General features: G+C 60.8%; 21 protein-coding genes. 9 read left to right on the top strand and 12 right to left on the bottom strand.

Going from position 1 to position 23144, the window contains the following annotated elements:
- Nucleotides 1-246: 246 nt before the first annotated feature.
- From cybH to QM659_RS06785, 3 genes are all read right to left on the bottom strand, one after another.
- Nucleotides 247-1014, bottom strand: coding sequence for a Ni/Fe-hydrogenase, b-type cytochrome subunit (cybH, locus tag QM659_RS06795; RefSeq protein WP_127075883.1), 768 nt, complete (start codon nt 1012-1014; stop codon nt 247-249).
- A gap of 69 nt (nt 1015-1083) precedes the next feature.
- On the bottom strand, nt 1084-2880 hold the full coding sequence (locus QM659_RS06790) for a nickel-dependent hydrogenase large subunit (RefSeq protein ID WP_415187843.1): 1797 nt from the start codon (nt 2878-2880) through the stop codon (nt 1084-1086).
- Nucleotides 2880-3950, bottom strand: a complete 1071-nt coding sequence (locus QM659_RS06785) for a hydrogenase small subunit (protein WP_415187842.1) — start codon at nt 3948-3950, stop codon at nt 2880-2882. The genes QM659_RS06790 and QM659_RS06785 overlap by 1 nt, the downstream gene beginning before the upstream one ends.
- A 276-nt stretch (nt 3951-4226) precedes the next feature.
- Between QM659_RS06785 and QM659_RS06780 the strand changes: the two genes are divergently transcribed.
- The 3 genes from QM659_RS06780 (at nt 4227) to QM659_RS06770 (ending at nt 6901) form a co-directional block, all read left to right on the top strand.
- Nucleotides 4227-5714 carry a glycosyltransferase family 39 protein gene (locus tag QM659_RS06780; protein WP_415187841.1) on the top strand — a complete coding sequence of 496 codons (1488 nt, stop codon included), beginning with the start codon at nt 4227-4229 and terminating at the stop codon, nt 5712-5714.
- A 115-nt stretch (nt 5715-5829) separates the two neighbouring features.
- Nucleotides 5830-6147, top strand: a complete 318-nt coding sequence (locus tag QM659_RS06775; RefSeq protein ID WP_415187840.1) for a hypothetical protein — start codon at nt 5830-5832, stop codon at nt 6145-6147.
- 154 nt (nt 6148-6301) lie between these two features.
- Nucleotides 6302-6901: an HdeD family acid-resistance protein gene (locus QM659_RS06770; RefSeq protein ID WP_415187839.1), complete on the top strand. Its 600-nt coding sequence runs from the start codon at nt 6302-6304 to the stop codon at nt 6899-6901.
- Nucleotides 6902-7010: 109 nt separating this feature from the next.
- Here the strand turns inward: QM659_RS06770 and QM659_RS06765 are convergent, their stop codons facing one another.
- The 5 genes from QM659_RS06765 to ruvA all read right to left on the bottom strand — a co-directional run bounded on the left by QM659_RS06765 (nt 7011) and on the right by ruvA (nt 11850).
- Nucleotides 7011-8186: a DUF937 domain-containing protein gene (locus tag QM659_RS06765; protein ID WP_415187838.1), complete on the bottom strand. Its 1176-nt coding sequence runs from the start codon at nt 8184-8186 to the stop codon at nt 7011-7013.
- Between the two features lie 501 nt (nt 8187-8687).
- Nucleotides 8688-9056 carry a hypothetical protein gene (locus QM659_RS06760; RefSeq protein WP_303486721.1) on the bottom strand — a complete coding sequence of 123 codons (369 nt, stop codon included), beginning with the start codon at nt 9054-9056 and terminating at the stop codon, nt 8688-8690.
- A gap of 179 nt (nt 9057-9235) precedes the next feature.
- Nucleotides 9236-9679, bottom strand: a complete 444-nt coding sequence (locus QM659_RS06755; RefSeq protein WP_303486719.1) for a hypothetical protein — start codon at nt 9677-9679, stop codon at nt 9236-9238.
- 292 nt (nt 9680-9971) lie between these two features.
- Nucleotides 9972-11093 carry a TRAP transporter substrate-binding protein gene (locus tag QM659_RS06750; protein ID WP_164729819.1) on the bottom strand — a complete coding sequence of 374 codons (1122 nt, stop codon included), beginning with the start codon at nt 11091-11093 and terminating at the stop codon, nt 9972-9974.
- Between the two features lie 127 nt (nt 11094-11220).
- Nucleotides 11221-11850: a Holliday junction branch migration protein RuvA gene (gene ruvA / locus QM659_RS06745; RefSeq protein ID WP_415187872.1), complete on the bottom strand. Its 630-nt coding sequence runs from the start codon at nt 11848-11850 to the stop codon at nt 11221-11223.
- 160 nt (nt 11851-12010) lie between these two features.
- On the opposite strand from ruvA, the gene QM659_RS06740 reads away from it, so the two are divergent.
- Complete coding sequence (locus QM659_RS06740; RefSeq protein ID WP_415187837.1) at nt 12011-12475, top strand: cupin domain-containing protein; 465 nt, start codon at nt 12011-12013, stop codon at nt 12473-12475.
- Here QM659_RS06740 and ruvC read toward each other — a convergent pair.
- Together ruvC and QM659_RS06730 are read right to left on the bottom strand one after the other, a co-directional pair.
- A complete protein-coding gene (gene ruvC / locus QM659_RS06735) occupies nt 12444-12962 on the bottom strand; it encodes a crossover junction endodeoxyribonuclease RuvC (protein ID WP_415187836.1) in 519 nt (172 codons plus the stop codon). The genes QM659_RS06740 and ruvC overlap by 32 nt on opposite strands.
- Before the next feature lie 90 nt (nt 12963-13052).
- Complete coding sequence (locus QM659_RS06730; RefSeq protein WP_415187835.1) at nt 13053-13682, bottom strand: hypothetical protein; 630 nt, start codon at nt 13680-13682, stop codon at nt 13053-13055.
- 406 nt (nt 13683-14088) lie between these two features.
- Between QM659_RS06730 and pepN the strand changes: the two genes are divergently transcribed.
- The 5 genes from pepN to QM659_RS06705 all read left to right on the top strand — a co-directional run bounded on the left by pepN (nt 14089) and on the right by QM659_RS06705 (nt 21562).
- Nucleotides 14089-16755: an aminopeptidase N gene (gene pepN / locus QM659_RS06725; protein ID WP_415187834.1), complete on the top strand. Its 2667-nt coding sequence runs from the start codon at nt 14089-14091 to the stop codon at nt 16753-16755.
- Between the two features lie 151 nt (nt 16756-16906).
- Nucleotides 16907-18778 (top strand): ATP-binding protein, encoded by a 1872-nt coding sequence (locus QM659_RS06720; RefSeq protein ID WP_415187833.1) that lies wholly within the window; start codon nt 16907-16909, stop codon nt 18776-18778.
- On the top strand, nt 18775-19404 hold the full coding sequence (locus QM659_RS06715; protein WP_415187832.1) for an exopolysaccharide biosynthesis protein: 630 nt from the start codon (nt 18775-18777) through the stop codon (nt 19402-19404). The genes QM659_RS06720 and QM659_RS06715 overlap by 4 nt, the downstream gene beginning before the upstream one ends.
- 347 nt (nt 19405-19751) lie before the next feature.
- The gene (locus tag QM659_RS06710; RefSeq protein ID WP_415187831.1) at nt 19752-20981 is read left to right on the top strand and encodes a GNAT family N-acetyltransferase; all 1230 of its coding nucleotides are present in this window, start codon (nt 19752-19754) and stop codon (nt 20979-20981) included.
- Nucleotides 20982-21094: 113 nt separating this feature from the next.
- On the top strand, nt 21095-21562 hold the full coding sequence (locus QM659_RS06705) for a hypothetical protein (RefSeq protein WP_303486703.1): 468 nt from the start codon (nt 21095-21097) through the stop codon (nt 21560-21562).
- Between the two features lie 96 nt (nt 21563-21658).
- Here QM659_RS06705 and speG read toward each other — a convergent pair whose 3' ends face one another.
- Together speG and QM659_RS06695 are read right to left on the bottom strand one after the other, a co-directional pair.
- The gene (gene speG, locus QM659_RS06700) at nt 21659-22228 is read right to left on the bottom strand and encodes a spermidine N1-acetyltransferase (RefSeq protein ID WP_127075899.1); all 570 of its coding nucleotides are present in this window, start codon (nt 22226-22228) and stop codon (nt 21659-21661) included.
- 77 nt (nt 22229-22305) lie between these two features.
- On the bottom strand, nt 22306-23049 hold the full coding sequence (locus tag QM659_RS06695; RefSeq protein ID WP_303486700.1) for an SDR family NAD(P)-dependent oxidoreductase: 744 nt from the start codon (nt 23047-23049) through the stop codon (nt 22306-22308).
- Nucleotides 23050-23144 lie beyond the last annotated feature (95 nt).

The following is a 23144-nucleotide window of genomic DNA, read 5'->3' as shown; positions in this document are numbered from 1 at the left end:
AATGGTTTAGGATCGAAATCCGCGCGGAGTGGCCAGTTCACATATTCGGGACGGCTCTCACGCGCCCGTCGCATTTCATGAAAAGACACGCCTGTTTTTCTGCTTGCGGGGTGAAGTGGAAACAGGGCTTCCACAATATCCCGGCGCCGGTCGCATTCTTTGCGCGACAAAAGTATGAAATGGAACGCGCCCGCAAAAAAAGCGCGGGACAAGCCCGCGCCAGTTTCACTCAGGTCCTTGAGAAGGTCAGGCGCGGTCCATGTCCTCCGGCTTGCCGGGCGATTTGAAGGTCCGGTAGCCCGAGACGATGGTGCTGAAGATGCTCTGATGGCCGAGCAGCTCGTCGCGCACCGCGCCGTAGACGTGGATCATCACGAAGATGAGGATCGACCACGCCGCGAGGTGGTGGAAGGTGTGGAGGTTCTGGCTGTTTCCGAAAATCGGAACGATCCAGCTCGTGAACAGCGTGTACTGCCACGATCCCATGCCCGTGCCTTCACCGTAGAGCGCAAGCCCTGTAAAGATCATGAAGGTGATGCCCCACAGGAACATGAAGTGCATTGTCAGCGCGGCGAGCGGATTGTGGCAGACATATTTGCGGCCTTCATTTTCAAGGAAGCCGTAACGCTTGATCTCGTTCCACGTATTGTTCCAGAACTTCGCGCTGTTGAGCGGGATGATGAAGATTTCCCGCGCGTGCTTGTTGCCGACGAAGGCCCAGTAGGTGCGGGCGGCCATTCCGATGATGAGGATGTACCCGGCGGCGAAATGCGTGAAGCGGATATAGCCCATCAGGAAATGATCGCTCGCTTCCCCTGAAAGGGTCGGCGGCGGGCTGCCGATGAAGTAGCCCGAGATGAGCAGCGCCGCGATGGCGAAGGCGTTCACGAAGTGCCAGATGCGGACCGGAAATTCGTAAACATAGATCGCGGGCTGAAACCCGTTTCCGTTCCCGTCCCCGTTGGGTTTCGGCGCCTGCGGTGGCGGCGGATCGAAGTCGGTGGCGATGACCATGGCTTGCTCCTACATCACGGAGAGGACAAGGGGGAGAACGGTGGAACCCTTTTTCATTTGATCTCTCCCTTAGCGGACGGTGACTTCGGCCAGTTCGCGGCCGTCTTCGCTCATGACATGGGTGGAGCAGGCAAGACACGGGTCGAAACTATGCAGCGTGCGCAGGATCTCCACCGGTTCTTCGGCGCGTTCCACCTTCGTGTTGAGAAGCGCGGCTTCAAACGCGCCGATGTTACCCTCGTTGTCGCGGGGGGAGCCGTTCCACGTGGTCGGCACGACGCACTGATAATTCTCGATCTTGCCGTTCTTGATCTTGATCCAGTGGCCGAGCGCGCCGCGCGGCGCCTCGGTGAAGCCGACGCCCTTGACCTCGGCGGGCCAGGTCGACGGATCCCATGACGCGGTGTTGGCGGTGGCTGTATCGCCCGCCTTCACATTGGCGATGAGCTTGTCGAGGAAGTAGCTCATCTTGTGCACCGCCCACTGGCATTCGAGGCCGCGCGCCGCCGTGCGCCCGAGCGTGGAGAACAGCGCGGAAACGGGCACGTCGAGCGTTTTCAGCACGAGCGTAAGCTGCTCGGTGATTTCCTTGTCGCCCTTCGCGTAGCCGATGACGTAGCGGGCGAGCGGGCCGACCTCCATGGCGTGGCCCTTCCAGCGCGGCGCCTTGATCCAGGAATATTTCGCGCTTTCGTCGATCTCCTGAATGTTCGTGCGCGTGCCGACGAGCTTCGGCCCGAGCTTGAAGTTCGGCTCGGTGACGCCATCCCAGGGGTGAAGGCCCTTCTTTTCGTCCGCGTAGGCGTACCAGGAATGCGGCACGAACTCCTGAATCTCGTTCGGGTCGCGCAGGTCGACGGGGAAGACTTCCTTCAGATTGCCGTTGATGATGGCGCCGCGCGGCTGAAGCAGGCTTTCCGCCGAATAGTCGTTGGCGCGGTCCGGAATGTCTCCGTAGGAAAGCACGTTCTTCGACGACAGGCCGCCGCCGTAGAGCCATCCCTTGTAGAACTGCGCCACCGCGAGAAGGTCGGGGATATAGACGTTTTCGACGAACTCGATCGACTGGTTGATGATGGAGCGCACCATGTTGAGGCGTTCCATGTTGATGGAGGTCGATGCGCCAGGCCCTTCGATGTTGATGACCGACGGCACGCCGCCGACGAGCCAGTTCGGATGCGGGTCCTTGCCGCCGAAGATGGTGCGGATGCGCATGATGTGCGCCTGGAAATCGAGCGCTTCCAGATAGTGCGTCACCGCCATCAGGTTCGCTTCCGGCGGAAGAAGATAGGCGGGGTTGGACCAGTAGCCGTTCTTGAACGGCCCGAGCTGGCCCGATTCCACGAACTTCTTGAGCCGGTTCTGCACGTCGCGGAAATAGCCGGGCGACGATTTCGGATGGCGGGGCGAAACCTTCTTTTGAAGCTCGCTCGTCGCCGCCGGGTCTGCCGAGAGCGCCGAGACGGGGTTGACCCAGTCGAGCGCATGAAGGTGATAGAAGTGCACGAGGTGATCGTGCGTCTGCAGCGTGAGCTGCATCAGGTTGCGGATGATGTTCGCGTTTTCGGGAATCTGGATCTTCAGCGCGTCTTCCACCGCACGCACCGAGGTCAGCGCATGGGTGCCGGTACAGACACCGCAGATCCGCTGCGTGAAGGCCCAGGCGTCGCGCGGGTCGCGGCCCTTGAGGATCACTTCGAGACCGCGCCACATGGTGCCGGTCGACACGGCGTTGCGGATGACGTTGTTTTCGTCGACATTCACCTCGCAGCGCATGTGGCCTTCGATGCGCGTGACGGGATCGACGACGACGCGCTTGCCGCTGTTATCGAGCGTGAAGCCGTTGGGTGTGCTGATCGTCGCCATTATTCGTTATCTCCCTTCGAGCGCGCGTTCTTGATGGCGCTGACGGCGGCGTGAGCCGCGATCGCGGCGCCTACGACGCCGGCGGCTGTCGCCCCGATGACATCCGCGTTTTCTTCGACGCCGAACTGCTTGATGTTGGTAAGGCGGTTATAGAAAGAGCCATTGTCCCAGAAGCCGTCTTCCGAGCAGCCGATGCAGCCGTGACCGGCCTGGATCGGGAAGGAGACGCCGCCGTTCCAGCGCGTCGTGGAGCACGCGTTGTAGGTCGTCGGCCCCTTGCAGCCCATCTTGTAGAGGCAATAGCCCTTCTTCGCGTTCTCGTCGTCCCATGCTTCGACGAACTGGCCCGCGTCGAAATGCGGACGGCGGTAGCATTTGTCGTGGATGCGCTGGCCGTAGAACATCTTCGGGCGCCCCTGCCGGTCAAGTTCGGGGATGCGCTCGAAGGTGAGGATGTAGGTGATGACGGCGGTCATGACTTCCGGGATGGGCGGGCAGCCCGGGACGCGAATGATCGGTTTGTCGTGGATGACCTTGTGGACGGGTACGGCCTGTGTCGGATTCGGCTTCGCGGCCTGCACGCAGCCCCAAGAGGCGCACGACCCCCACGATATGACGGCCTTCGCATTCGCGGCGGCGTATTTCAGCTGCTCGACGAAGGGCTTGCCGCCGATGATGCAGTACATGCCGTCCTCGTTGAGCGGCGGATTGCCTTCCACGGCGAGGATGTAATTGCCCTTGTGCTTGGTAACGATCTCTTCGACGATGGCCTCCGCCGCATGGCCCGCCGACGCCATGATGGTGTCGTCATAGTCGAGCGAGAGCATGGACAGGATCACGTCGGACGCGAGCGGGTGCGCCGAGCGGATGAACGCTTCCGAGCAGCAGGTGCATTCGAGGCCATGGAGCCAGAGCACGGGGATGCGCGGCTTCGTTTCGAGCGCGTGCGCGAGGGTCGGGGCAAGCTGCGGGCCGAGGCCGAGCGCCGCGGCCGTGAGGCTACAGAATTTCATGAAACTGCGGCGTGACACCCCTTGCCGCCGCAAGACATCGTAGAAAGTTTCGTCCATGACCGGCGTTTCCTTCGCGCGATGGTTCGTTTGACCGGCATCCCTCGGCCGTGTCTTCGCGCCATTTCAAGCAACGGTCGTGCCAAAGTTAATTATATCATTAATAACATGCAGTTGGGTTTAGGATTTGGGTCGTGTCAGTTTTGATTTCGTCTATTTCCAGTGTGCACGGCTTGCCAAAGCGGTCACTCTTCTTCCACTTTGTCGCGGGTAGTTTCGCCGCACTCGCGTGTCATGCTATGGGGCTTCAGGCTGGGCAAGGAATGCCGTTCGACCATGATCAAGGCTCCAAATCTCGCGCGGAACGCCGCGTTCTGGGTCGGCACATTCGTGACCGCGCATGTATGCGTCTGGACGCTTTACGGCGTTCTCCATCAGAGCGGGCCGCTTCATCCCGACATGATCGAGGCGTGGCTTTGGGGGCAGGAATATCAGTTCGGCTACTACAAGCACCCGCCGTTGTGGGCGTGGCTCGCGGGCGCGTGGTTCGAGATTTTTCCGCGCAGTAACTGGGCTTTCTATTTGCTGTCATCGCTCACAAGCGGGCTGGGGCTCGTGGGCGTCTGGAAACTCTACGGTGTCTATGCGCGACCCGAGCATCGCTTCGCGGGGCTTCTGCTTCTGGTGACGTCGCCGTGCTACACGCTTCTCGCGCTGAGGTTCAACGCGAACAGCATCCTCCTTCTCGTCTGGCCGTGGGTTGCCTACGCATTCGCGCTGGCGATGGAGCGGCCTGGCGTTCGTAACGGGCTTTTCTTCGGAGCCTGCGCGGCGGCCGCCATGCTGTCGAAATATTACTCGGCGGTGCTGCTGGCGTCGTGTCTCGCGGCGAGCTTCGCACATCCGCAATGGCGGCGCTTCTATCGTTCGCCCGCTCCCTATGTCGCGCTTGCCGGTTTCCTCGTCCTGATGGCGCCGCACGTCATCTGGCTCGTCAATCACGACTTCCCGACGCTCGCCTATGCGGAGACACGCAGGCATTTCACCGACGAGAGTGTCGGCTTCGGTTTCGTCAGCTTCATGCTTTCGGTGTTGCTGTTCAATGCCCTGATCGTATTGCTGATCTACACCGCGCGCGATCGCGATCATCCGAAGCGCGGGGATGTGCTCGACGCGACCCTAGCCCGGTTTGTCGCAATTCTGGCACTTGGGCCTTACGCCCTCTCTCTTGTCGTTGCGGCGGCCTTTCACGTTCGCCTGTCGACGAATTTCGCGATCCCGATCTATTTTCTGGTTCCGCTCGTTCTCCTTCAGGCACTGAGGCCCGACCCGCGCCGCCTGATCCGTCGAACGATTTTGGTCGGCGCGGCGATCTATGCCTTGGCGATGCCCATCGCGCTGATCTCGCCCTATGCCATGGGGTTACTTGGAAAAGAACTCAGTATCGTGCCCGCCGTCGAGATATCGGAGCTGGCGCACGCGGCGTGGGTGGATACGACAGGCGCTCCGTTGGCGACCGTAGCGGGATCGGAGCCTTATGCCATGGTGGCAGCGTTCTACAGCGGCGATCGCACGCGCGAATTCACGGGGTTCAATCCCGGTTTCGCCCCGTGGGTAACCCCATCCACGCTGGCGAGCGGCGGTCTGTTGACGATCTGTCTGCGGAATGACGCGCTTTGCAACCGCCGTGCCGACAGCTACAGTACGGGCGAATCGAAAACTGTCGCCATCACGGTGCGCCGAAAGGCGCCGTTTGCCTCGAAGCGGTCCACGAGTTTTCTCGTGCATATCCAGCCTCCACACGCTCCCGAGCACTTACGTTGAAGATCTGGGACAAATAGTAGCGAATTATACAATCCGCCGACCGGAAAAAACGCAATTTTACGGGCGACACGTTTTTCCCGTCCTCAGAGCATTTTCATACCAAGGTTGCCCCAACATGTGCGAACGAGCATCTGATCCTTCCAACCCGCATGACTGCGGCTTCAGGGAAAGCCATCAGTATACGCTCGTCCAGAAGATCCTCGGCACGATCGATGAGCACTCGAAGGAAGCGAAAGTATCCGCCTGTCCCGCCTGCCTCAGAGACGCGATGATGGTCGTCGCGGCGCTCCTGCACTTCGAGGCCGAGAAGGACGAAAGGACGAACGAGGCCCACGAAGGCGTTGCCGACACATTCGCCGACGTTGCGCGGGAAAGGATGGACGCGGTCGTGGACGCGCTTATCGAACTGGGCTCGGCCAATCGCGTCATGTAAGCCCGACACGAAGCTCCCGATTTGATTCAGTTTTTCTTCCGGTCCTTACAGCTGCTCTAACCCGGATGCGTCAGCATGACGCGGGAAGGCGACGCCGATTCCCATGAGGCACCGCGCGACGCCGCATCTCGAAGCGCAATCGCAAGGTGTAACCATGAGCAGCGCAAGTTCCGACCTGAACGTCCCTCACCAACGTGAGCGCGAGGTCATTCACGATCACTGGATACTCTTTCTCATTCAGGGGTTACTTCTGGCCGTGCTTGGCATTCTCGCCATCGGCGCGCCATACCTTACGACCGTCGTGGCCGTCAAGCTCGCGGGCTGGCTGTTCATCATCGGCGGTATTATCGGCCTCGCCACGTTCTTCACCGGTCGCGAGGTGCCCGGTTCCATCTGGTCGTTCCTCGGCGCGGCACTCGCAATCGCCGTCGGGGTCTACCTGCTGCGGCAGCCGCTTGTCGGCGTCCTGTCTCTGACGCTCGTCTTGGCGGCCTTTTTCCTGGCGCAAGGGATCACGCAGATCTTCGCGGCGCTCTCCCATCGCCGCGTGCTCAGCTCGTGGGGCTGGCTTCTCTTCAGCGGCCTCGTGGATCTCATCCTCGCCGGCATCATCATCAGCGGGTTTCCGCTCGATTCGGCCTGGGTGCTCGGCATCCTCGTCGGCGTTTATCTCCTGCTGTACGGCATTGCCCTGATCATGACGGCTCTCGCCAGCCGCGACGTCAGCCCGGAACAGTTCGAATATCGCCCTTGAGAAACGCGAGAGTCCTGCGTTCGGGCTTGTCACCTGAACGCAGGAGCATGGAAAGCTGGAGGCCCCGGCCGATAGGGAGCCTGCCAATAGGGAACGGCGGGTGGCCGTTTCAGGCTTTTGACAGCTTGGCCAGCTCGTTTTTCAGCGTATCCAGAACCGGCTTGGCCTCGCCACCGAGATTGATCTCGTTGCCGATACGGTCGAGCGTTGAGTTGAGGTCCGGGACGCGTTGTTGCACCGCCAGCGCGAGCGCCTGCCTTGCCTCGGGCGTAAGTTCCTGAGCCCTGGTTTTCAGACTGGCGAAGCGATCCGATATATCGCGGATTTCGCCGATTGCCGCTTGAGCCGACCCTGAATCCTTTATGCGGCCTAGCGCCGTCTGGAGGCGCGAGATGTTTGTCAGGATATCGTTTTGCAGAGCGACGGCCGACGTTCCCGCGACCTGGGACGGCTGGGGGGGCAAAGGCGCCGTGCTGTCATTGATCGCAGCGTTCCGTCCGGCTTCTCCGGTACGGGTCGTTGTCGGCTCGCCGATCTTTGCCTCGGGCGCGGTGGTGCGCGTGTTACGGTTGATCTGCTCGGCTTCCTGCTGCACCCTGTTTTCGTTCGGCCAGAAGTAGAGTGCGGCGCCGGCGATTATGAGCGCCGGAAGAAGCCAATAGGCGAGATTTGCGCTGCCGCCGGTCGACGCCGACTTGCCCTGACGAATATGGGATGTGGACCGGGTTTCCTGGGGTATTTCCTGCCCGGCCCGGATCGCCGAGGCGCTTGGGATGGCGCGCTCGAAGTCGCCTTTCTGACTGACAAGCAGGCTGGCGATGCCCTGATTGTCGAGACCGGCGGTGGCCTGATGGCGCTTCAGGAAGGCAAGCACGACAGGTGCAAGGAAGCCGATCAGCTTTTTCGCGGAGCCTTGGCCAAGGCCGGCATACTGGGCGAGGCGGGACGTCAACGTGTCGAGCGTTCCGCCGCCGATGAGCGACGATATGAGGCTCCAGCCGGTCTGCAGGATGTCACGGTTGGAGCCGAGAAGGCTGCCGATAATGTCGCCGCTGTTCACGGCGTCGCGGCCGACGATATTTTCCGATTGGGAGAGAGCGTATCCGATCCGCTTCGGACCGTCCGAGCCCTGTGCCATGCCCGCGAGGCCCGTCAGAATGCCTGGAATGCCGGCGGAAATTCCTTTTTGAGCTGCCTGCTGTTCAAGTCCAAGCGTCGAAGCCAGTTTTCCCACGATATCGGGAGTAAACGACTGCGTGATGGTCGATAGAAGATTGGTGGCCATTAGAAGCCTCTCCAGTGTTCGCGCAAACAACGATACCTGCAAAGTACAGGCCTGCGCTAAACTCGCTTCTGGCGGCTATCCATGCAACGTCGAACCCAGAATTTCATTATCATGGTCTAAATAAAATCTATGCCCTTCTAGCAATCCGAAACTGAAATGTAAGTATACGCCAAACAGATATTGATGTGAATAGGATAATATTGGCGCCGAAGAGGCCGGAGACTTATTCCCTCTGCTCGACCTTCCGCAAAAAAGAAAGGGCCACGGATGCGGCCCTTTCGATGGAAACAAACCTGCGCCAGCATGAGCGACACAAATCGACAACGTTGCGCTGCGTGACGCTTGGCGAAAGCGCGCCCAACGGATAGGCAAGCGGCTTTGGCCATTCAAAGTCCATGAGGCGCCCCGGAAATTGAAGCTGCCGTCCGCCTCATGAATTTGAACCGGCAACGCACTCGCAATAATGTGTGGCCCGATTTCAAGTCGTCCTATCTGCCAGGCTCACCAGCAGACGCGCCAGCAGCGGTATGGGCCACAGCGCCAGCGGCAGACAGGCCCATAATACGGCGGACGCCATCCGTAATAGGGGCCCCAGCCGCCATAATAGCGCGGACCGCCCCAGCCCCACGGACGGGGCCCCCAGCCCCATGGCCGTGATCCCCAACCCGGACCGCGGTGCCAACCTGGGCCATAGCCCCAACCGGGGCCGCCCCACGGTCCGTGAACCTTGATGACGTCGCTGTTCGCGGCTTCATCGTGAACTGCGAGCACGCCCGCAGCGGCTGCGCCCGCCATCGCCGACGTGTGCGCGACGCTCCACGTCAAGGCTCCAGCAAAAAGCGCAAGCGCCAGATAGATGATTTTTTTCATTCAGGTGGTCTCCGAATGACGGAACCCCCTCGGCATGACCAATCTGGCGAAGGATTGTGGCCTTTCGCCGGTCATATTGTAACGAGCTGTCACGAAGGGCGATAGCTGGTGATCGCCACGACACAGGAGCCACGGGCATATCGCCCAATCCGACCGATCGAGACAGCTTCCGGCGTGGGTCAGTCCGGGATGCGAATGTGAATGTAGCGGAAGGTGGCGAGAAGCCACGGCAGCAAAGCGACCGACAGGAAAACGAGGTTTGTTTCCGCCGCCGCGTCGACCATCGATCGCGTGATCGTCGGCCACGCGATCATGCCGGTAACGATGACTGCGCCAATCACAGCGAAGACCGCAAAGCCGAAGCGAAGCGCGCGCGATACGCGGTTTTTCGTTCCGGTCAGCGTCAGCGCGGCGGCGCCGTAGCCGCCGAAAACGAGCGTTCCGCCAAGCCAGGGCGAGACAGGGATCAGAGCCCCGGCGGCGATGGCGAAAAATATGCCGAGGAAAAAGACGGTCCAACTGTCCGGATAGCCGTCCGGGCGTACCGGGAGAAACGCGGTTTCGTCCTCGTTTTGCGACTTGTCGTCGATATAGTCGATAAGATCCTGTTCCTGACGGGACATATGAAGCTTCCTCGCAAATGGCAGGTTTCGGATGCGAAAATACCGGCGCCCCGAAACGTCACCGTCCTGCCGTGTCCTTTGGCCTTGCGCCGGAGCCAGTTTGCACATGGCGCGAGCGCCGCTGCGCTTGCATGATCCGCGCCAAGGGACTCGATCCGAGCGCGGGGTTATGCGGCGTTTTCGGCGGTAACTCGAAAACATGCCATCCGACCGGATGCCACATCCGCACGTATATGGGCGAATCGACAGACAGCGCAATCGGCGCGGGCGCCCGTTACGCAGTCCGCCGCAATCAGCGTGGCGCCCAGGGGTTCTTTGCCTCCGCGCTATCGTCGGCCTTGAGGTCGCTGCCTTTCGACCCGGCGACCCCGGAGAGGGGGGCGCCTCTCAGCGAATCGTGCGCAAGCGGGTTCACGTCGGATTCGAAAATGAGCTTGATGAGCGCCTTCTGCGCGGGAACCTGCGCATATTCCTTGTAGATGGTCAGGCTCTGGATCGTGAAGGCGAGGCGGTCGGCTTCGTTCGTCTTCAAGCCCATCTTCTGCACGATTTCCGTATCGATGCGCTCGCCTCTGTCCAGAACCCATTCCTGCATTTCAAGGCCGACTTTGGCCAGGATCGCGCGCGCGGATGTGGGAAGCGCTTGATACCGGTCCTTCGACATGATGAGGAAGCCCGGCGTATAAAGGTGATAGGAGAGGGTGAGGTAATTCTGCACCTTGTGGATGTTCTCGCCGTAGATCAGGTCGAGCGTGGATTCGATGCCGTCCAGTTCGCCGCGCTGAATGCCGCCGTAGACATCCTTGAACTCGACGGGTAACGGTTCGACGCCATAGGCCTTGAACATCTTGATGCGCCATTCGCCCTTCGGCACACGCAGCTTGAGGCCCTTCAGGCTTCCGGGCCCTTCCACGGGGCGTTTGTTGTTCAGGATTTGGCGGAAACCCAATTCCCACATCGCGAGCAGCTGATAGCCCTTCGCGTTGGCGGCCGCCTGAAGATACTGCTTCATGGCCTTGTCGCGGAACTGCCGGACATGGGCGCGATTGCGAACGAGAAACGGCATTTCGAACACGCCGAACTCGCCCGCCACGTTCGACATGGGCGTGCCGATGACGGAAATGTCGACCTCGTTCTTCAGCATCTTCTTCAGCACTTCGGCGTCGCCGCCAAGCCCGCTTTTCGGGTGAAGCACGATGCGGATGCGCCCGCGCGACATCGCTTCGACACGGCGCGCGTATTCTTCCGCCGAGATGAAATAGAGCGATCCCTCAGCCCCGATATGAGAGAAGTGAAGTTCCAGCGGCCCCTCGGCAGGAGCCTGAGCGCGCGCGGACGAAATCGCGAAAGCCCCCGCCACCATGCAGACAATCGCCAGCGCTGCCGCGCGCAGTATCGTGAATGTGCCCGTCATAGCCCCTCCCAGTCTCAGCAGCATTTACGATAAGTTTTAGGTAGTCTCAAGCAACACGAGCGCGATTTTGCTCGCCGACCTCGCGCAAGGGGAGGGAACGGGCGTTCGGCGCGGCGCGTCGGGCTGTTCAGCGCGCCAGATCCTTGAGGCCGAAGCGAATGAGATCCTCGGTCCGCGCGTTGTCGCCCGCCTTGTCGAGCGCGGATGAAATCGCGGCATTCGCCTGAAGCGGCGCATAGCCGAGGTTCACAAGCGCGGATACCGCCTCCGCCGCGGGAGAGGGCGCGGCGGAGGCGGGCGTCGCTGCCGATGCGGCGCCGGAGGTTGGCGCGGCGTTGGCTGCGACGCTGAAAGCGAGGGGCGGAGCCTTGTCCTTGAGTTCGTTCACGATGCGAAGCGCCACCTTCGGGCCGACGCCCGGCGCGCGCGTCACGCTCACGCGGTCCTGCATGGCGATGGCTTGCGCGAGCTGTGCGGAATCGAGCGTCGCGAGGATGGACAGCGCCACCTTTGCGCCGACACCCTGCACGCTTTGCAGGAGACGGAACCAGCCGCGTTCGGCCTCGGAGAGGAAACCGTAAAGCTTGATTGCGTCCTCGCGGACATGCGTCTCGATGGAAAGCGCAACCGGTTCGCCGGGCCGCAGCGCACCGAGCGTCCGCGGCGAGCAGGCCACTTCATAGCCGACGCCGCCAACATCGATTATGGCGTGGTCCGCGCCCACGGTGTCGACGATGCCCTTGAGCTTTCCGATCATGACCTCAGCATAACCCGAGTCGGCGACGGCGGCGCGAGCGGGTTTTGCGCTTCGCGTCGGCAGTCCCTGTTTCAATTCTTCTCGATTTCTTGTGCTCTGCGCCGCGAGACGGTGAACGGTAGCCTACATAAGGGGAATAAATCGAAGAACAGGGAGGATCATGAGCGCCGAACCCGAATGCCGGCTCGTAAGGGCCGACACGACCTACGATGGAAAGCAGGGCCTGACATACCGCCGCGGCATCGCGTCGGAAACCGTGGGCGCGCAGGGCATCTGCATGCATCTTCTGACGGTCCCGCCCGGCGGCCGCGCGAAAGTGCACCTGCATGAAAAGCACGAGACGGCCATCTACGTTCTCGATGGCGAGGCGTGGACGCTCCATGGCGACCGGCTTCAGCATCGGACGCTGACCCGCGCGGGCGACCTGCTTTATATTCCCGCAGGCGTGCCGCACCTGCCCGTCAACCTGAGCGACGGGCCGATTTCAGCGGTGATCGCGCGAACGGACCCGAGCGAGCAGGAGAGCGTGGTTCTGCTGCCGGAGCTTGAACCGCTGGCGGAAGACATCATCGCCGCGCTGAAGTCCGGCGACCTCACGCCGGAGCCGAAAGCGCCGCCCGTATAGCGAGCGCGCGCCTGTGATGGGCGTGGCAGATGGCAACGGCGAGCGCGTCGGCTGCGTCGGGCGTCGCGGGCTGCGCCTTGGGCATCAGATAGCGCAGCATCGCGCGGATCTGCGTCTTGTCGGCGTGGCCCGCGCCGGTCACGGTCTTCTTGATCGAATTCGGCGCGTATTCGGCAACGCTGAGGCCAAGCCTTGCCGGGACGAGAAGCGCCACTCCGCGCGCCTGGCCGAGCTTCAGCGCGGCGCGCGCGTTCGTATTGACGAAGGTTTCCTCGATCGCGGCCTCGTCGGGTGCATGAGCCCGCACAATCTCGGTCAATCCCTCGAACAGGGCGGTGAGTCGCTGGCCCATCGCTTCGCCCGCGCCCGTATCGATGGTGCCGCAGGCGACGAATGACAGACGCTGGCTGTCCCAATCCACGACGCCCCAGCCGAGATGGCAAAGGCCCGGATCGAGCCCGAGGATTCGGACGGGAGGTTTCGGCATGAGGGAAATCCGGCTGCAATTCTACCCGCACCGTCTTCTGCGTCGGCCCGTCCGGTCAAGCATAATCATATGCGAGCTTCCGATGGGCCCTCAATTGGAAGGATAGGAAGCAGAGAAACCCTTACCAGTCTTGACGTCTTCCTCGGAAAACCAGATGTTAAAGAAAGGTGGAAGACCATTTTTGGCGGTGCAGGTTACGTAATATTGCCCTATTTTATCTCCACTTCTGTAACCACTTGTTATTCTGATGCAGTTTGGATACCGTTTCAATACCATTAATGCAGCATCTCTCAAAAAAATCTTTTCTTGAGTGGTAAAATCGTACTCGCCGTCGATGTCCCATAAAAGTCCAGCTTTATATTCCGAACTCGCGTTCATCCGCAGGCCACTTTTTTCTACCCAACCGATCTCCCAATCAACTGGTGATCCATCTGCTTCAATAATTTTCGCCTGAAGCCAATCAGGAGTTTCACATAGGCCTGACAAAACCATAGTCGGCCATAGATCTCTGTAATGTGTCGTGCGAAGAGCCCTACTTGCAGTGACATTAATTACTTTCCCTTTATTTTTATCTGGATATATAAAAAAGGGGGTTTCTCTGTGCTCTATAAAAAAGCGTCCGCTAGTAGGCGTGCCCACTTCGCATGCAGCATCGTTTTCTTTGGCAAAAGGAATCATGCCGTTTCCGGTGACGGTCAATAAAAGTACAAAAAAAATCATTGAGCACCAAATGTGCAAGTTTATCACGCCGATGGGTGCTCCATTTTTGCGCCAGATTAGCCTCAATCTTAATGATCACTCTTAAGATCGATTGCTTGCCTCGAGCTGATTTCACTACAAATGATTTAAATTTTTCACGTCTTGGAACAGGAAAGCGACACACCATAATGGGGTCGTTGGTACCGTTGTGAGCAAAACGATCAGACCGGCGTTCTGAACCGTTGCAGGAACTGGAAAGACCGATCCCATTTTTTAGCGGTGTGGGCGGGAACTTCGAGGAAGGGTTCCGGCGAAGATGCGAAGTCGACGCCCGAACACCATGTTGTCATGAGGAAAACTCGCGCGGCTGTTTGCCGTGGCCGCGGCAAAGGGCTATCCCTGCCGCCAGAAGTCGAAGGGGAGACGCATGAAAACCGACACGCCGAAGCCGATCTATCTGAAGGATTACGCCCCCCCTGCTTTCCTTATCGCCGAAACCTACCTCGACGTGACGCTCGATCCCGCCGAGACGCGCGTGAAGTCGCGGCTATCGGTGACGCCCAATCCCGCAGTGAAGAAGCGCGCAACCGAGATAAAGCTCGACGGCGAGTTGCTGCGGCTTCTAGGCGTGTCCATCGATGGGGTGCCGGTCGACGCGTCGCGCCTTGTGGTGACGGCCAGGGATCTCACCATCCGCGACGTTCCCGCCAAGCCGTTCACGCTCGAAATCGAGACGATCTGCGACCCTGCCGCCAACAAGGCGCTATCCGGGCTCTATCTCTCGCGCGGCGTCTACTGTACGCAATGCGAGGCCGAAGGCTTCCGCCGCATCACCTATTATCTCGACCGGCCGGACGTGCTGGCGAAGTTCCGCGTCCGCATAGAGGCGGCGAAGCAGGATACGCCGGTACTGCTGTCGAACGGCAATCTGGTCGCATCGGGCGATCTTCCCGGGGAGCGCCACTTCGCCGTGTGGGAAGACCCGTTCCCGAAGCCCGCCTATCTCTTTGCGCTCGTCGCAGGCAAGCTCGCCATGGTGGAGGATCGCTTCATCACAAGGTCGGGCCGCAACGTCACGCTGCGGATCTATGTCGAACCCGGCAAGGAAGACCGGTGCGGCTGGGCGATGGAAAGCCTGAAGCGGTCGATGAAATGGGATGAGGACCGGTTCGGCCTCGAATACGACCTCGACATTTTCATGATCGTCGCTGTGTCCGATTTCAACATGGGCGCGATGGAGAACAAGGGCCTCAACGTCTTCAACGATGCGCTGATCCTGGCGCGGCCCGATACCGCGACCGACGCCGATTACGAGCGCATCGAAGGGGTGATCGCGCACGAATATTTTCACAACTGGACGGGCAATCGCGTCACCTGTCGCGACTGGTTCCAGCTCTGCCTCAAGGAAGGGCTTACCGTTTTCCGCGATCAGGAATTCACCGCCGACCAGCGCTCCGCCGTGGTGAAGCGCATAGAGGACGTGCGGTGGCTGCGCAGCATGCAGTTCACCGAGGATGCGGGCCCGCTCGCCCATCCCGTGCGCCCTTCGTCCTTCATCGAGATCAACAACTTCTACACCCGCACGGTTTACAACAAGGGCGCCGAACTGTGCCGCGTGCTGCAAACCGTGCTCGGACGCGACGGTTTCCGCAAAGGCCTCGATCTCTATTTTGAGCGCCATGACGGCCAGGCGGTGACGGTAGAGGATTTCGTGTCGGCACTCGGCGACGCGAACGGCGCTGACCTCTCCCCCTATCTCCTTTGGTACAATCAGGCAGGCACGCCGACGCTCGATGCGCGCCTTTCCTATTCGGAGGGGGCCAAGGAGGCGCGGCTTACGCTGAGCCAGACCTATCCCGATCTGCCCGGCCAGCCGAAGCGCAAGGCCGTGCCCATTCCGGTCAAGCTCGGGCTGCTCGGCCCGAACGGCGGAGAGATTCCGCTCGAAGTGGAAGGAAAGCCGGTCGACGGCGGTCTGGTGGTGCTGTCGAAAAAGAAAGAGGTGTTTACTTTCGAGAAAGTGGGCTCGCGGCCCGTGCTGTCGCTGCTGCGCGACTTTTCGGCGCCCGTCAACCTCAACGCGGGCGCGCGCGACAAGGACATGCTCACGCTCATCCGCGCCGATACCGATCTGTTCAACCGCTGGCAGAACGCCCAGGCCTTCGCGCTGAAGCACATCGTCGCTCTCGCAAACGCCATCGCGAAGGGTGAAACCGCGCGGGGCGATCCGCGCTTTGTCGCGGCCGTCGGCGAAGTCGCGGACGACGACACCCTCGAACACGCCTACCGCGCCGCGTTCCTCTCGCTTCCGTCCGAATCGGATGTTGCGCTTGCCATCGGCGAGAACGTCGATCCCGAGGCGATTCATCAGGCGCGAACGCTTTTGCGCGCCACGATGGGCAAGAGCCTCCGCGCGATCCTCGAAGGCGTCTACGAGCGAAGCGCCCCAGCCGAGCCCTACAATCCGGATGCGGAAAGCGCGGGCAGACGCGCGCTGCGACAATCCGCGCTGAGCTTGCTTGCGGCGGGAAAAAGCCGCTTCGGGATCGCGCGCGTGAAGGAGCAGGCGAAGACCGCGACCAACATGACCGAGTCCATCGGCGCTCTCTCGATCCTTTCGCAGGTCGGCGGCGATGCCTACGATCAGGCGCTTCAGCGCTTCCACAGGAAGTGGAAGGACGAGCCGCTCGTCATCAACAAATGGTTCGCCTTGCAGGCGTCGTCGCCGTCGCCGGATACCATCGCGCGCATCGCGGATCTTGTCGCCAACCCGCTGTTTTCAATCCAGAACCCAAACCGCGTGCGTTCGGTATACGGTGCATTCGCGCATGGGAACCAGGTCCGGTTCAACGATGCGGGCGGCGCCGGCTACGACCTCGTTGCCGATGCCGTGATCGAGATCGACGGCTTCAACCCGCAAATGGCGTCGCGGCTCGTCGGCGCGTTCGAGAGCTGGCGAATCTTCGAGCCGAAACGCCGGGCGCTCGCCGGGCAGGCGCTCGCGCGCATTCTCGACAGGAAGGATCTCTCCCCTGACGTATTCGAGATCGTGTCAAAAATCGTTGGCGGGCGCGAAGGCGAAGTGGCAGGCTGAACACAGCGAGTCGCCGCGATTGCCGTTGGAACACCGGTGGTTGCAGCGCCGCCTGTACTACAAAGGGGTGACTCTTTCTTAACTAATCGTGCTCATGTTAAGATCACGGTGACTAAGACTAGGTACGGGGCGAATCTACCGGCGGGAAGACATGGCGCTTCATGAGTTGAGCCAGACCTTTTCCAATGCGCGCGCTGTCGAAGCGCCGCGCACGGTTGTCTCTTCCCTCCAGCCGGACGCTGCGGCGAGTGCACTCGCGCAGATGAGGCAATTGCTGATTGTGCTGGGCGGAACGGGCCTTGCCGCGCTCGGGTTGCTTGCCGTGCTCTGCTTCGGCTCGACGCCGGTCGAGCCGGAGATCGTTGCGTTCTGCCTTGGCGCGGCTGCCCTGTCGCTTGTGTCATGCCTCTGGATGTGTCGGCGCAGCCTCGATCGATCCGAGGCCGCGCGCCTTGCGATCGCTTCCCATGTGCAGGGGGTCGAAGCTGCGGGAGCGCTTGGGCTCCGCTGGAATCTCGTGACCGGCGATCTGGCCTGGGCGGGCGACACGAGCCGCCTTTTCTCAACCGGCGAAAGCTGTCCGACGAGTTTTCGCGACTTCCGCCAGTGGCTTCATCCCGACGACTTCCTTTATGCCTCCATTTCGCAGGCCCTGAAAAACGCGCAGAAGCGCGTCAATTGGCCTGTGCGTATCAAGGATGCGGAAAAGGGCTGGCGCACCTTTCAGCTCAGAGGAGAAATTTCTTCGACGCCTCAAGGCGCTCCAGCCTTCGATGGCCTTCTCGTTCCCGTGGATGCAAGCCCGGTCCCGCAGGGACTCGAGGGTTTTCCGTCATTGCCCGACATCGTGGAATCGCTTCCTATTTCCATAGCGATCTGGGATCGTGAAAATCGTCTCGTGCTGTGCAACCGGAAGTTTCGACAGCTCTACCGCGTCTCGACGGCGGCGGCGCTGCCCGGCACCTCCTACGAGGAGATACAAGCGCAGACACGCGAGGCCATTGCGCAGCGGCCGCCGGAAGGGCGCGGCGTGGTGGGCCGGTTCCAGCTTCAGGAACGGCAGCTCGACGACGGCACCTGGCTCCAGATCGGCGAATACTGGACGGGGGAGGGAACCCTGGTGAGCTTCGGCACGGACATCACCATGCAGAAGCAGACGCAGCACCGGGTTCTCGAACGGGAGCAGCAGATGCGGGCGAGGGTGGACGGCTTCGAGCAGAGCCGCAGACAACTTGAAATTCAGGCGCGGCAGCTTCGCGAACTCGCGGAGTCCTACAACGAAGAGAAGATCCGCGCGGAAGCCGCCAATCAGGCCAAGTCCGAATTCCTTGCCAACGTCAGCCACGAGCTTCGCACGCCGCTGAATGCGATCATCGGCTTTTCGGAAATGATGCGCGACGGCGTGCTGGGGCCAATCGGCAACCCGAAATACGAGACCTATGTCAAAGACATTCATAACAGCGGCCGCTACCTCCTCGAAATGATCAACGACATTCTCGACATGTCGAAGATCGAGGCGGGCCGCTGGACCCTCTCGCCCGAATGGTTCACGATGGGCGATGTGTTCCAGGAATGCCTCTCGGTGGTCAGTCCCGTAGCCATGGAAGGCAGCGTGGAATTGAGCCAGACGGGCAACCCCGGCATTTCGCTTTACGGAGACCGGCGCGCGCTGAAGCAGGTGCTGATCAATCTGCTTTCGAACGCTGTCAAGTTTACCCCACAGGGGGGAAAGGTGTCGCTGCGCGCCTATCGTTATCGCGGCAGCATACGGATCGCAATCGCCGATACGGGTGTTGGTATTCCGAAACACGATCTCGGTCGTCTGGGAAGGCCGTTTGAGCAGGTGAGCAATCAGTTGACCAAAGGACACAAGGGAACCGGGCTCGGCCTAGCGATTTCGCGCTCGCTGGTGGAGATGCATGGCGGCAAGCTCGACATCAAGAGCCGTGTCGGCGAGGGCACGACAGTGACATGCATTCTGCCGGTTCAGGATGAAAAGGAAATCGGGCGCGAGGCTGCGTGACGCTAGAAAAAACGATTGAACCCGCCTCCGACCCCCTGGAACGAACCTCGGACTCCGTTCGCCGCCTCACCGAGCAAAAGCGCGGTCAGCCCGTCACCGTGGGCGAAATTCTCGACACGCTGCAAGACAGCGGCTTTGGCGTGCTCATGATCTTGTTCGCGCTGCCGAACGCGGTGATTCCGGGCATTTCCTTTATTCTCGGCGCACCGGTCGTTCTGCTCGGCCTCCAAATCGCCTCGGGGCGCAAGAAAGTCTGGCTCCCGGAGGTTATGCGCCGACAGGTCATATCGCCGGCCGTTTTCGAGGCGGTGGCAGACCGCGTGGAGCGGTTTCTCGTCTGGATCGAGAAGCGCGCCCGGCCGCGATGGGGCGTGGTGGTCAGCGACGGCGGCGAGCGGCTGCTCGGTCTCTATATCTCCATCGTTGCCGCGTTTCTCATGCTTCCCATGCCCTTCGGCAACATCCTGCCCGCTTTCGGCATAGCTTTCATGTCGGTCGGTATCATCGAGAAAGACGGAAAGGCGGCGAGCCTCGGCGCGGCAATCGGTTTCCTCGGAGTCCTCTATCTCGTCCTGGCATTCGCCCTCGGGCTTCAGGCACTGAAGGCCGTCATCGGGATGCTGTAGATCAGGCCCGGATATTCGCGATTATTCGTGTGAAATAGCGGCCATGAAACAATGGCTTGCGGTATCACATCGCCTTCACGGGAATGCGCGACCCTGTTCCGGCGATGGCGGCTGCGGCTTGCGGCAGCGTCATTGCGAACAGCGCTTGCCTCGCCGGTCGGCTGGTAATCGAGGTGCTTGTACGCGGCCTGTGTGCTCCTCATCACGCTCGCGCGAGCATTAAGTCTTGCGACAAGTTCGGCTTTGCGATTTCCGTTCCGATCGGTAAACACCAATTATACCAAGGGAACTTCGGTGGCGCATTGGGCTTGTCCATCGGTTCGAGCATTAAGTGTGGGGCGTTCTTCATGTCGAGTTTGTTGGATCGGGCCGAGTATGTTCGCGGCCCGGTGGCGCGCCCTGCGGAATTGGGTGTCTCCGCAAAGGGAAGCGTTGCCATCGTCGAGCGCCGCTCGCTTGCCGGTTTGCCTGTCTGGTCGACTGCCTTCGCGCATCTGAGGAAGGACCATCGCTATTACGAGATCGTGGAGGACACGGTCTGTCCGGAATTCCGCTATCGCTATTTCGCTCTGACAGACCGCTTTGGCCGCGTCATGGCGGTGCAGCCGTTCTTCTTACTCGATCAGGATCTCGTCGCGGGGTCCGGGCGGCGGTTGAAGGGCCTCGTCGACCGCGTGCGGCGGGTCTGGCCGCGTTTCCTTACCATGCGCACGCTGATGATGGGCTGCGCAGCGGGCGAGGGACATCTCGCCGCCAGGGATCAGGCCACGCGCGCCAGCGAAGCCGAGGCACTCTCGGCCGATATCGTTCGTCTCGCGCGAGCGGAGAAGGCGTCGCTGATCGTGCTGAAGGAGTTCCCGGCCGAGTATCGCGAGGCGTTGTCCGCTTTTCGCGAAAAGGGCTTCACGGCGGTTCCGAGCATGCCGATGACGCGCCTCGACATTTCCGCATACAAGAGTTTCGACGACTATCTGAACAAGGCGATCAAGAGCAAGCGCCGCACGGAGTTTCGCAGGAAGTTCAAGGCGGCGGAGCAGTCGGCGCCGATCGAGCTTGAGGTTCGCCATAACGCCGGTGAAGCGCTCGATCAGATTTTCGCGCTTTACGAGCAGGTTTACGAAAAGTCGGACATGAAGTTCGAGAAGCTCACGAAGGAATACTTCTCCGAGCTTGGCCGCCGCATGCCGGACAAGGCGCGCTTTTTCATCTGGCGGCAGGAGGGCAGGGTGATCGCCTTTTCGCTCTGCCTCATCGAGGGCGACAAGCTCTACGGCGAATATCTCGGCCTCGACTACACCATCGCGCTGCAGCTCCACCTGTATTTCTACGTGATGCGCGACACGATTTCATGGGCTATCGCGAACGGCTTCAAGGAGATCGTCAGCACGAGCCTCGGCTACGGCCCGAAGCTGCAAATGCGCCACGAGCTTCGTCCGCTCGACCTGTATGTGCGGCACACCTCGCCCATCGCCAACGCGATCCTGAAGCGTGTGCTGCCCTATCTTGAGCCGACGCGCGGCGAAGAGACGTTGCAGAAGTTCCCGAACTACGCGGAGCTTGATCCGACGCTTCGGTGAAATCCCGACGAGCCATAACCGTTTTTGATTTGTTTCCCAATGTAACCATTTGGTTACATTCTTCAGTCGTCAATTGTGCATGATCTCCACCTGGGCACTTCGAGTGGGGAAACATGAAAAACATCATTCTGGTCGCAGTTGCGCTTGGGCTTGCTGCGACGCTTTCGGCTTGCGGAAGCACAGGCATTCAGAACGAAGGGCTTCTGAAGCAGCCGCTTACCGGCGGCCAGTCGCGTGTGAAGATCGTTCGCTCGGAGCAGTTTTTGGCGTCGGGCCGCGGCGCGCGTGTGAAGATCGACGGCAAGGAAGTCGCCGACATCGGCAACGGAGCGGGTGCCATATTGGATGTTCCTGCTGGTCTGCATAACGTTTCCGTCGATGTCTGGGACCATCCCAACGTCTTCAATCTCAGGATCGAAGCCAAGCCCGGCAGGATGTACACACTCCTCATAAAACCGCGAGAAGACGCTGTGATGGCCGGGGCCGTGTTGGGGGTTGCCGGCATGCTCGTTGAGGCGGCGGCAAATGAGAACGGCGGCCTGTTTCAGGTCGAGGTGGTGGACGAGCAGCGCATCGGCTGATCGGCCCCGCCGTTTCTCGACATTTTCCGGGGCGTGTACGACGATTATTCCCGCAAATGATAAGGCTGTGGTCGCGGCGTCGTCTCGGACGCAGCCCTATTTCCTTCGCGCGTGATCGCGGAAGAACTGGTCCTGGAAGATGCACATGCGAAGGGCGTTGTGATATTCGCCCTCCACGAAGAATTCCTTGATAAGATCGCCTTCCTTGATGAAGCCCATCTGCTCGTAAATGTGGATGGCCTTCTCGTTGTCGGCGTCCACGACGAGATAGAGCTTGTAGAGATTGAGCGTCGAGAAGGCGTATTGCATCGCGAGGCTCGTCGCCTTCTTCGCGTAGCCGCGCCCCTGAAACTCCGGCGCGATCATGATCTGGAACTCGGCGCGGCGGTGGATGTAATTGATTTCGACGAGTTCCACGAGGCCGACCCGCTGGCCCTCCACCTCGACCACGAAGCGGCGCTCGCTCTGGTCGTGGATGTGCTTCTCGTAAAGCTCCTGAAGCTCGACATAAGCCTCGTAAGGCTCCTCGAACCAGTAATGCATCATGCTCGAATTGTTATCGAGCTTGTGCACGAAGAGCAGGTCGTCCTTCTCCAGCGGCCTCAGAAGCAGCCCGCCGGTGCGCACGTCGAGCTTGTTCTCCTTCATCGAACGGTTCGACGCCATGAAACCTGCTCCTCAAAACGTTGCAGCCTGCCTCTCATGTAAGAAGGCAGGCCGCACGATGAAGAAGGATGACGACGCTAGAGCGACGTTTCCGGCGTAAAGGTGAAGATCTCCCCCGACGCGGTCGTTTCGGGCGTCAGGAGCGACAGCGCGAGCGGCACGAGCACGTCCGGTGGCGGTAACGTGCTGGGCTCTTCGCCCGGATAGGCTTTCGCGCGCATGTGGGTGCGGATCTTGCCGGGATCGAGGAGGTTCACGCGGATGTTCGTCGAGGCGTTTTCGTGCGCATAGGTCTTTGCCAACGCGTCGAGCCCCGCCTTGGATACCGAATACGGCCCCCAATAGGCGCGGGCGCGCTGAGCGGCGCCCGAGGTGACGAACAGCACGCGGCCCGCTGGCGAAAGCTTCAGAACCGGATCGAGCGTGCGAATCAGCCGCCAGTTGGCCGTGAGGTTGATCTGGAGCGTGAGCGCCCAGTCGCCTTCCTTGATGTGGCCGAGCGGTGAAAGCGGACCGAGCAGCCCGGCATTGCCGACGAAGATGTCGAGCTTCTGCCAGCGCTGGTAGATCGTCGGGCCGAGCGTGTCGATTTCGCCGAGCTGCTTGTCGAGGTCGAACGGCAGGATGGAGAGCGGTACACCACCAGCCGCCCGCACCTCGTCGTCAAGTTCTTCGAGCGCGCCTTGCGTTCGGGCCGTGGCCACCACATGCGCCCCCTGAAGGGCGAGCGCTTTCGCGATGGCGCGGCCGATGCCGCGCGAGGCGCCTGTCACGAGCGCGACTTTGCCGTCGAAGCGCGGCAGGGAAGGTTCGGATGTCACGTTTTCAACCATTCATGAGCTAGATCGGTCCGACCGACTGTTGAACATACAACGCCGAGCCATGCCGGAATTGCGGCACGACCCTGGAGAGCGCT

Source organism: Rhodomicrobium sp. (assembly GCF_047605405.1).
Lineage (GTDB): Bacteria > Pseudomonadota > Alphaproteobacteria > Rhizobiales > Rhodomicrobiaceae > Rhodomicrobium > Rhodomicrobium lacus.
The sequence above is the reverse complement of the archived record's forward strand: the minus strand, read 5'-3'. Positions and strand labels throughout refer to the sequence as shown.

Coding starts and splice junctions, on each gene's coding strand:
- QM659_RS06755 (WP_303486719.1), bottom strand. CDS start 9,679: ATGTCCCGTCAGGAACAGGATCTTATCGACTATATCGACGACAAGTCG.
- QM659_RS06785 (WP_415187842.1), bottom strand. CDS start 3,950: ATGGACGAAACTTTCTACGATGTCTTGCGGCGGCAAGGGGTGTCACGC.
- QM659_RS06730 (WP_415187835.1), bottom strand. CDS start 13,682: ATGATTTTTTTTGTACTTTTATTGACCGTCACCGGAAACGGCATGATT.
- QM659_RS06775 (WP_415187840.1), top strand. CDS start 5,830: ATGTGCGAACGAGCATCTGATCCTTCCAACCCGCATGACTGCGGCTTC.
- ruvC (WP_415187836.1), bottom strand. CDS start 12,962: ATGCCGAAACCTCCCGTCCGAATCCTCGGGCTCGATCCGGGCCTTTGC.
- QM659_RS06760 (WP_303486721.1), bottom strand. CDS start 9,056: ATGAAAAAAATCATCTATCTGGCGCTTGCGCTTTTTGCTGGAGCCTTG.
- pepN (WP_415187834.1), top strand. CDS start 14,089: ATGAAAACCGACACGCCGAAGCCGATCTATCTGAAGGATTACGCCCCC.
- speG (WP_127075899.1), bottom strand. CDS start 22,228: ATGGCGTCGAACCGTTCGATGAAGGAGAACAAGCTCGACGTGCGCACC.
- QM659_RS06780 (WP_415187841.1), top strand. CDS start 4,227: ATGATCAAGGCTCCAAATCTCGCGCGGAACGCCGCGTTCTGGGTCGGC.
- ruvA (WP_415187872.1), bottom strand. CDS start 11,850: ATGATCGGAAAGCTCAAGGGCATCGTCGACACCGTGGGCGCGGACCAC.
- QM659_RS06750 (WP_164729819.1), bottom strand. CDS start 11,093: ATGACGGGCACATTCACGATACTGCGCGCGGCAGCGCTGGCGATTGTC.
- cybH (WP_127075883.1), bottom strand. CDS start 1,014: ATGGTCATCGCCACCGACTTCGATCCGCCGCCACCGCAGGCGCCGAAA.
- QM659_RS06765 (WP_415187838.1), bottom strand. CDS start 8,186: ATGGCCACCAATCTTCTATCGACCATCACGCAGTCGTTTACTCCCGAT.
- QM659_RS06790 (WP_415187843.1), bottom strand. CDS start 2,880: ATGGCGACGATCAGCACACCCAACGGCTTCACGCTCGATAACAGCGGC.
- QM659_RS06770 (WP_415187839.1), top strand. CDS start 6,302: ATGAGCAGCGCAAGTTCCGACCTGAACGTCCCTCACCAACGTGAGCGC.
- QM659_RS06710 (WP_415187831.1), top strand. CDS start 19,752: ATGTCGAGTTTGTTGGATCGGGCCGAGTATGTTCGCGGCCCGGTGGCG.
- QM659_RS06720 (WP_415187833.1), top strand. CDS start 16,907: ATGGCGCTTCATGAGTTGAGCCAGACCTTTTCCAATGCGCGCGCTGTC.
- QM659_RS06740 (WP_415187837.1), top strand. CDS start 12,011: ATGAGCGCCGAACCCGAATGCCGGCTCGTAAGGGCCGACACGACCTAC.
- QM659_RS06705 (WP_303486703.1), top strand. CDS start 21,095: ATGAAAAACATCATTCTGGTCGCAGTTGCGCTTGGGCTTGCTGCGACG.